General features: G+C 70.1%; 6 protein-coding genes and 1 pseudogene. 4 read left to right on the forward strand and 3 right to left on the reverse strand.

From position 1 onward, the window contains the following. From A7A76_RS02580 to groL, 3 genes are all read left to right on the forward strand, one after another. On the forward strand, positions 1–380 hold a 380-nt coding region (locus tag A7A76_RS02580), incomplete at its 5' end, for a helix-turn-helix transcriptional regulator (RefSeq protein ID WP_241200687.1). A 339-nt stretch (positions 381–719) separates the two neighbouring features. Then, positions 720–1,007 (forward strand): co-chaperone GroES, encoded by a 288-nt coding sequence (locus tag A7A76_RS02585; RefSeq protein ID WP_206409726.1) that lies wholly within the window; start codon positions 720–722, stop codon positions 1,005–1,007. Positions 1,008–1,120: 113 nt separating this feature from the next. Then, entirely contained in the window at positions 1,121–2,761 is a 1,641-nt protein-coding gene (gene groL / locus A7A76_RS02590; RefSeq protein WP_206409727.1) for a chaperonin GroEL, read from the forward strand. 165 nt (positions 2,762–2,926) lie between these two features. On the opposite strand, the gene A7A76_RS02595 is transcribed toward groL, so the two are convergent. From A7A76_RS02595 to A7A76_RS02605, 3 genes are read right to left on the reverse strand one after another with little or no spacing between them, the layout of a single operon-like run. Further along, the gene (locus A7A76_RS02595; protein WP_206409728.1) at positions 2,927–4,396 is read right to left on the reverse strand and encodes a hypothetical protein; all 1,470 of its coding nucleotides are present in this window, start codon (positions 4,394–4,396) and stop codon (positions 2,927–2,929) included. 55 nt (positions 4,397–4,451) lie between these two features. After that, positions 4,452–5,198 carry a hypothetical protein gene (locus A7A76_RS02600; RefSeq protein WP_206409729.1) on the reverse strand — a complete coding sequence of 249 codons (747 nt, stop codon included), beginning with the start codon at positions 5,196–5,198 and terminating at the stop codon, positions 4,452–4,454. Positions 5,199–5,207: 9 nt separating this feature from the next. Then, the gene (locus tag A7A76_RS02605) at positions 5,208–5,546 is read right to left on the reverse strand and encodes a hypothetical protein (protein WP_206409730.1); all 339 of its coding nucleotides are present in this window, start codon (positions 5,544–5,546) and stop codon (positions 5,208–5,210) included. A gap of 165 nt (positions 5,547–5,711) precedes the next feature. On the opposite strand from A7A76_RS02605, the pseudogene A7A76_RS02610 reads away from it, so the two are divergent. Next, positions 5,712–6,551 (forward strand): annotated as a pseudogene (locus tag A7A76_RS02610) (hypothetical protein); the annotation flags it as partial.

The raw sequence follows: 6,551 nt of genomic DNA on the forward strand, positions 1-6,551 counted from the left end.
CCGGCGCCGACGCCGGCCGCCCCGACCGCCTGGGCCTGCCGCTGCCGCAGGACCCGCGCCTGCTGCGCATCGCCCAGGCCCTGGCCGACGCGCCCCAGGACGACCGCGGCCTGGCCGCCTGGGCCGACTGGGCGCACCTGTCCGAGCGCAGCCTGAGCCGCCGCTTCGCCCGCGAGACCGGCTACAGCCTGCTGCAGTGGCGCCAGCGCGCGCGCCTGCTGCGGGCGCTGGAGCGGCTGGCGGCCGGGGAGGCGGTGACGACGGTGGCGCTGGCCTGCGGCTACGACAGCGTCAGCGCGTTCACCGCCATGTTCCGCCGCCACCTGGGTGCGGCGCCGACCCGCTACCTGCAGGGGCGCGAGGACGCGGCGGCGGATTGAGCCGAGCGAGCCCGGAGCTGTCGTGGGAGGGCCTTCAGGCCCGACGCCTTTGTGCCAGATCGCCAGACCGGACCGAAAAGCGTCGGGCCTGAAGGCCCTCCCACAACAGCTCCGGGGTCCGCGGGCTCTCCCGGCGCCGGCCGGTCCCACGGACCGACCGCTGTCACCGTTCCGATGCAGGATTCGTCGCCGCCCCCCTTGAAAGCCGTCCGGAGCGCCCTATCTCCGAACCAGTCCCGGCTTGCCGGGCGCTTTCGTCCCCGGCATTGGCACTCGCCGGGGACGACTGCTAAAATTCCCGTTCTTTATCCACCAATTCAACCACTTACAGAGGTCGCCATGAATCTCAAGCCGCTCCACGACCGCGTTGTCGTCAAGCCCATCGAAGCCGACGAAGTCTCCGCCGGCGGGATCATCATCCCGGACGCCGCGAAGGAAAAGTCGACCAAGGGCGAAGTCGTCGCCGTCGGTCCGGGCAAGGCGCTGGACAACGGCAGCGTGCGCGCGCCGCAGCTGAAGGTCGGCGACAAGGTCATCTACGGCCAGTACGCGGGCAGCAGCTACAAGCAGGACGGCGTCGAGTACAAGGTCCTGCGCGAAGACGACGTCCTGGCGATCGTGGGCTGAGAGCCGGCGCCGGCGAATCGGGAAGCGTAGAGCGCTTGCGCTGACGCCCCGCTCGCCCGTCCCCGCCCTTCCCGTTTTCCATACCCCATTCCTTATTTCCGGAGTTCGCAACAATGGCTGCCAAAGAAATTCGTTTCGGTGAAGACGCCCGCGCCAAGATGGTGCGCGGCGTCAACGTGCTCGCCAACGCCGTCAAGGCCACCCTCGGTCCGAAGGGCCGCAACGTCGTGCTCGAGAAGAGCTTCGGCGCGCCGACGATCACCAAGGACGGCGTGTCCGTCGCCAAGGAGATCGAACTGGCCGACAAGTTCGAGAACATGGGCGCGCAGATGGTGAAGGAAGTCGCCTCCAAGACCTCCGACAACGCCGGCGACGGCACCACCACCGCGACCGTGCTGGCCCAGGCGCTGATCCGCGAAGGCATGAAGGCGGTCGCCGCCGGCATGAACCCGATGGACCTCAAGCGCGGCATCGACAAGGCCGTGACCGAGGCCGTGGGCGAGCTGAAGAAGCTGTCCAAGCCGTCCTCGACCTCGAAGGAAATCGCCCAGGTCGGCGCGATCTCGGCCAACTCCGACCACAACATCGGCGACCTCATCGCCCAGGCGATGGACAAGGTCGGCAAGGAAGGCGTGATCACCGTCGAAGACGGCTCGGGCCTGGAGAACGAACTCGACGTCGTCGAGGGCATGCAGTTCGACCGCGGCTACCTGTCGCCGTACTTCATCAACAACCAGCAGTCGATGCAGGCCGAGCTGGACGATCCGTTCATCCTGCTGCACGACAAGAAGATCTCCAACGTGCGCGACCTGCTGCCGGTGCTGGAAGGCGTCGCCAAGGCCGGCAAGCCGCTGCTGATCGTCGCCGAGGAAGTCGAAGGCGAAGCGCTGGCGACCCTGGTGGTCAACACCATCCGCGGCATCGTCAAGGTCTGCGCGGTCAAGGCCCCGGGCTTCGGCGACCGTCGCAAGGCGATGCTGGAAGACATGGCCGTGCTGACCGGCGGCACCGTGATCTCCGAGGAAGTCGGCCTGCAGCTCGAGAAGGCCACCATCAAGGATCTGGGCCGCGCCAAGAAGATCCAGGTCTCGAAGGAAAACACCACGATCATCGACGGCGCGGGCGAAGGCTCGGGCATCGAGGCGCGCATCAAGCAGATCAAGGCGCAGATCGAAGAGACCTCGTCGGATTACGACCGCGAGAAGCTGCAGGAGCGCGTGGCCAAGCTGGCCGGCGGCGTTGCGGTGATCAAGGTCGGCGCCGCGACCGAAGTCGAGATGAAGGAAAAGAAGGCCCGCGTCGAAGACGCGCTGCACGCCACCCGCGCTGCCGTGGAAGAAGGCATCGTCCCGGGCGGCGGCGTCGCGCTGATCCGCGCCAAGGCCGCGATCGCCGGCCTGAAGGGCATCAACGAAGACCAGAACCACGGCATCGCCATCGCCCTGCGCGCGATGGAAGCGCCGCTGCGCGAGATCGTGACCAACGCCGGCGAAGAGCCGTCGGTCATCCTCAACAAGGTCATCGAAGGCAAGGGCGCGTTCGGCTACAACGCCGCCACCGGCGAATACGTCGACATGCTCGAAGCCGGCATCCTGGACCCGACCAAGGTCACCCGCACCGCGCTGCAGAACGCGGCCTCCATCGCCGGTCTGATGATCACGACCGAAGCCATGGTCGCCGAGCTGCCGAAGAAGGACGAGCCGGCGCTGCCGGGCGGCGGCGGCATGGGCGGCATGGGCGGCATGGACTTCTAAGTCCGGCGCATCGGCTGTCCCAGCGAAACGAAAAGCCCCGCAGCGATGCGGGGCTTTTCTTTTTGCTTCAGTGCATTGAAACCGCGAAGGCGAAGGAAGGCGTGCGGCGCGATCGTGCTGCCTCGGGCCGAGCCGGCGGCTCGCGCACCTGCGCGCGGCGACGGCTCACATGATGTCGTCGAGCAGGGAGCGGTTGAGCGGAATCACGTACGCGGCCATGTCCAGCACGGTGTGCTGCGCGGTCGCGCGGGCGTTGGCGAACTCCTCGATCACGCTGACGCATTGGTCGCGCTGGCGCTGCGGCAGGAACCGCAGGATCGGCACCAACCGGCGGTGACCGATGGTGTCCCACTGCGCGACCGCGTCCAGGCTGGCGACCCAGCGGGCGGCGTTCTCGTCGCTCAGGCTCAGCGCCGGGTTGCCGCCGGTCGCGCGCACATCCTGTTCGCGCAACTGCTGGATGTGTCGATTGCGGCGCAGGCTGGTGTCGGAGTGGGCGTAGCCGACCTCGCCGCTGGCCGGGCCGTAGCTGGTCGGGACCTCCTTGGCCGCGGCGCCGAAGCCGAAGCCGGACAGCAATTGCTCCTGATCCTGCAGGTCTTCGGCCACGACGCTGAGCGTGCGCATGCGGGTGCCGCCGAGCAGCGACTCGCACGGGAAAAAATAGCCGAACGCGGTGAACACCCGTTCGTGCAGCGCCTCGTACTGGTCGCGCCGGCGGCGGGCCGCCAGCGCGTCGTCCACGGCTGCGATCAATTCCGGCGCGACCTCCAGATCGATGTCGGGCTCCAGCGCCAGCATCACCTTGGGCACGATCATTTCGTCGATCAGGTGGATCGAGGTGACCTCGTTGCGTTGCAGGCGCTCGAGGTCGCGGCGGAAGTTCGCGGCCAGGCCGAAGCCGTTGAGTCCGCCGCTGGCGTTGGCGTTGTGGATGCTGCGCGTATGCAGCTCGTGCAGCACCCGGCTGGCGGTGGCGCTGGTGGTCCAGCGCACGGAGAACGCGACGCCGCCGGAATGCGGACGCCGCTGCGGATGGCGGTAGACCACCGGCGACTGGGTCGAGCGCGCGCCGAACTCGACCGCGGCCGGATCGGCGCCGAAGCGCAGGCCGCGGTCGAGCCGGCGCGCGGTGAACAGCGCGCGCACCGCGTCCAGCGGCAGCGCGGTGAATTCGTCGGGCGTGGTCACGGTGAACGGCGCCAGCGCGACTTGCAGCTGGGCCAGCAGATCCGGCGCGTCGGCGTCGTTGCGCAGGCCCCAGACGGCTTCGGCCGGGGTCGCGGTCGGCACGGCCGGCGTCGGCACCGGTCGGGGTTCGGCCGGCTTGGGCGCAGGGGCCGGTTCGGGCTTGGGCTCCGGCGCCGGCTCGGGCGCCGGCGCCGGCGCTTCGACCGGTGCGGCGCGCGCCGGGCGCACCCGCAACACGCGGTCGTCGCCGATCAGCTCTTCCACCCGGGTGTCGGCTTCGATGCCCGGATCCAGGTTGGCGTTGCCGACCCGGAAGCGATCGGCCGGGCGCATGCCGGTGCGCTCGACGAGTTGCTCGCGCACGTGCAGCAGCGGTGTGTCCGCGGCCAGGCGCAGGACGATGTCGCGGTCGGAATCGCCTTCGAATGCGATGGTGATGAGCATGCGGATGTCTCGGTGTCTTGATGTTTCGACGGCGCGAGCGGGCGGGCGCCGGGGCTCAGTCCGCGTCGGTCACGAAGAAGTGCACGCGCAGCAGGCCGATGCGTTCGCGCAGCGGATCGTCCTCGGCTTGCACCTGGATGCGTTCGAAACGCTGCTCGGCGCTGCCGTCGGCCCAGACCACGCCGGCGTTGACCCGCGCCGCCGCCGCCCCCTCGCCGCCGTTCAAGGAACGCGTGGCGCCGGCGCGCGCGCTGGTGCGCGGCGCCGCCGCCGGACGCGGGAATCGCAGGTGGCGATGGTCGTAGACGCGGCCGGCGACCGGGTCGAGGAACTGGCGCACCTGCCAGGTGGAGATCTCGCAGCTCCACAGCCGCTGCAACGCGTCGCGGTCGTGGGAATCGCTCAGGCGCGCGCGCATCAGCTCGACGGTGATCAACTGGTTGTCGCGCTGGAACCGGCGCACCGTGGCGCTGCGGTAATCGCCGGGCTCGGGACGGCCCACCGCGTAGAGCCGGTCGACCACCGGCTCGGCGCCGGTGGCGATGCGGAAACCGAAGCCCAGCAGTGCGCGCGAGCGCACCTCGATCGACAGCGCCGCGCCGCGGGTGGCCGCGACCACGTTCGCAAACAGTCGGTCCGGCGCGATGCGCAGGCGCGCATCGGCGAACATGCGCACGTGCGCGCCCTGGTTGCGGCGTTGCGCGTCGGGGTCTTCGACGTTGAGGCCGAAACGCACCGACAGGTTCTCGTTGTCGTGCAGCCAATCGACCGGCCGGCCGTCGAGGTCGTGGGAACTGGACATGGCCGGGCCTCAGACGCGACGGATGGTGAAGCTCAAGGTCGTGCCGCGCACGCTGAAGGTGGCGGTGTGGCCGTTGGGCGCGAAGGCGATCGACGGGCCGTTGCGGGTGCGGCCGGCGACGGCGCTGACGCGCGCCGACACCCGGTCGCCGACGTGTAGCGGCTCATCGCCGAAACGCAGCTGCGCCAGATCGATGGAGCGGGTCTGGTGGATCGCGAAGCGGCCGCTGGCGCCGGCGCGGCCGCCGCCTTCGCGCTCGATCGCGAAGCTCATGACGAAGGCTGCGTTGTTCGCGCAGGCGATGTGCTGGACGTGCAGATCGGTCTCGCCGGATTCGGACGGATTCATGAGCGGGCCTCGGACGATGGGAAAGGGCGACGGCGGTTTCGACGACTCGAACGACCGCCGGCGCGGTTTGTGAGCGGGCGTGGACGGGCCAGGGCCGCGGCGCGGCATTTACTCGCGGACGTGCGGGCTCGACAATGCAGCCGATTCCCCCGGATCGGATCGCCTATGCGTGGCTTGGTCGGCTTGTCGTTGGTGGTGTCGCTGCTGGCCGGCAGCGGTTGCGCCGTGGTCAAGGTCAAAGAACGCGGTTTCGGCGACTACGCGGCCGAACGCAATCTCGACGCGCTCAGCGGCGGACGCCTGAGCGCGGCCGCGTCCTCGGCGTTGAGCTCGGCCGGGCTCGATCCGGCGGCCTGCGTGCGCGAGCCCGACCCGTGCATCGGCGCGCTGCGTCCGCTGGCGACGACGGAGGAATGGTTGGCGAGCTCGGCCGAGCTGGAACTGCTGCGCATGAACGCGTCCCCGGCGACGGTGGGCAAGGCGGCCGAGTCCGGCGCGTTCTCGCGCCGCGGCGCGGCCGAGCCTGCCGCCCTCGACCCGGCCGCGATCGCCGCCGACCCGCGCACGCGCGCCGCGGTCGCCACCGCGCGCTATGCCTATGCCTATCTGTTCGCGACCGCGCGCACGCCCGAACAGCGGGTATTCGAAGCGCGCCAGCAGCAGGTGCTGCAGTACTACAACCGCGCGGTCGAGGCGATCGCCCAGGCCGCGTTCGAAGCCGGCGGCGGCGAAGCCGGGACGACGCCGCTGCAGGTCGGCGGCTTGCAACTGGGCATCGCCTTGCACGGCTATGAAGCCTCCGAGATCCAGCAGGCGCCCGAGGCCTTGCTCGCCTCCGACACGCTCGGCTTCGCCAACCTGCGTGCGGTGTATCGCCGCGACGGTTTCGGCACCGGGCTGGTCGCGGTGTTCCCGCGCCGCCATCGCGGCGCGGCGGCCGCTGCCGACGGCGCGCAGCCCGGCTCGGAAGGGCATGTCGCGGCCAGCGCGGTTTCGCGCGGCGGC

Source organism: Lysobacter enzymogenes, from assembly GCF_017168095.1.
Lineage (GTDB): Bacteria > Pseudomonadota > Gammaproteobacteria > Xanthomonadales > Xanthomonadaceae > Lysobacter > Lysobacter enzymogenes_D.

Bases quoted from the DNA above. Each gene is read 5' to 3' on its own strand.
- groL (WP_206409727.1), top strand. From the start codon at position 1,121: ATGGCTGCCAAAGAAATTCGTTTCGGTGAAGACGCCCGCGCCAAGATG.
- A7A76_RS02600 (WP_206409729.1), bottom strand. From the start codon at position 5,198: ATGTCCAGTTCCCACGACCTCGACGGCCGGCCGGTCGATTGGCTGCAC.
- A7A76_RS02605 (WP_206409730.1), bottom strand. From the start codon at position 5,546: ATGAATCCGTCCGAATCCGGCGAGACCGATCTGCACGTCCAGCACATC.
- A7A76_RS02585 (WP_206409726.1), top strand. From the start codon at position 720: ATGAATCTCAAGCCGCTCCACGACCGCGTTGTCGTCAAGCCCATCGAA.
- A7A76_RS02595 (WP_206409728.1), bottom strand. From the start codon at position 4,396: ATGCTCATCACCATCGCATTCGAAGGCGATTCCGACCGCGACATCGTC.